The following is a 1,450-nucleotide window of genomic DNA, read 5'->3' as shown; positions in this document are numbered from 1 at the left end:
GGGCGGATTCAACCGGTCGTCGCAACACTTCAGCCAAGGAGGTTGCGATGAATGGATGCGGACAAGATTCGGACCGGAGTGCGCGACCACCAGGCCGGCTTCCGAAAGCACAGCGGGAGAATTGCAGACGGTTTTGGACGGCGATTGCCTCGGGGCGCTCGAGCGAAGATGCTGCGGTTGACGCCGGCGTGTCGCCGGTTGTCGGAGTGCGGTGGTTCCGGAGGGCCGGCGGAATGCCGCCAACACATTTCTCGCAATCGTCAAAACCTCCTTCAGGGCGCTATCTTTCGTTCGCCGAACGTGAGGAGATCGCGATCTTGCGCGCGCAAGGTCACGGCGTACGAGCCATTGCTGGTCATCTTGGTCGTCCCGCATCCACGATCTCTCGTGAGCTCCGGCGCAATGCGGCACGCCGCCACGGCGCTCCGGAATACCGAGCGACGACAGCTCAATGGCACGCGGATCAATCCGCCCGACGTCCAAAGCCGGCGAAGTTGGCGGTCAGTCCGATCCTGCGGGATTATGTGCAAGACAGGCTTGCCGGTATGATCGCCACTCCGGACGGGACGCCTGTCGCCGGCCCGAAGGTTGTATGGAAGGGGCGTCGGGCCGTGCATCGGCAGAACCGACGCTGGGCAACGGCGTGGAGCCCGGAACAGATTTCTCGCCGTCTTCGGCTCGACTTTCCCGAGGATGAGACGATGCGGATCAGTCACGAGGCGATCTACCAGGCACTTTACGTGCAAGGCCGAGGAGCGCTGCGCCGCGAACTGACGGCTTGTTTGCGTACGGGACGGGCGCTTCGAATGCCGAGGGCGCGCACGCGCAAGCAGGGCAGAAGCTTCGTTTCTCCCGAGATTATGATCAGTCAACGACCGGCGGAGGCAGCCGATCGAGCCGTTCCGGGACATTGGGAAGGGGACCTCATCGTAGGCCTTGGAAGTTCTGCGATCGGCACCTTGGTGGAGCGCACCACACGATTTACCATGCTGCTGCACCTGCCGCGCATGCCAGGCCATGTTCATGAAGTTCGTGCGAAGAATGGATTGGCGCTTGCCGGACACGGAGCTGAGGCGGTGCGCGACGCTATCGCTCGCGCGATCGTCACCATGCCCGAGCAACTGCGTCGGTCTCTGACTTGGGATCAAGGGGCCGAGTTGGCTCAGCACGCACGCCTGAAGATCGATGCGGGCGTGCAAGTCTACTTCTGTGATCCTCACAGCCCATGGCAGCGCGGCTCCAACGAGAACACCAACGGACTGCTGCGGCAGTACTTTCCAAAAGGTACCGATCTTGGCGCACACAGCGTCGATGACCTTGAGGCCGTGGCTCTAGCACTCAACGCCAGGCCCCGGAAAACCCTCGGCTGGAAAACACCAGCGGAAACTCTCGACGAACTTCTCCGAGTGAGCCATACATGAAGTGTTGCGACGACCGGTTGAATCCGCCC

The 1,450-nt window shown here is 62.1% G+C and carries 1 protein-coding gene; it reads left to right on the top strand.

Going from position 1 to position 1,450, the window contains the following annotated elements:
* Positions 1–47: 47 nt before the first annotated feature.
* Positions 48–1,421, top strand: coding sequence for an IS30 family transposase (locus tag CWO91_RS42160; protein ID WP_208753151.1), 1,374 nt, complete (start codon positions 48–50; stop codon positions 1,419–1,421).
* The last annotated feature ends 29 nt before the right edge of the window (positions 1,422–1,450 follow it).

The organism is Bradyrhizobium genosp. SA-3, assembly GCF_004212635.1.
GTDB lineage: Bacteria > Pseudomonadota > Alphaproteobacteria > Rhizobiales > Xanthobacteraceae > Bradyrhizobium.
The sequence above is the reverse complement of the archived record's forward strand: the minus strand, read 5'-3'. Positions and strand labels throughout refer to the sequence as shown.

Bases quoted from the DNA above. Each gene is read 5' to 3' on its own strand.
- CWO91_RS42160 (WP_208753151.1), top strand. From the start codon at position 48: ATGAATGGATGCGGACAAGATTCGGACCGGAGTGCGCGACCACCAGGC.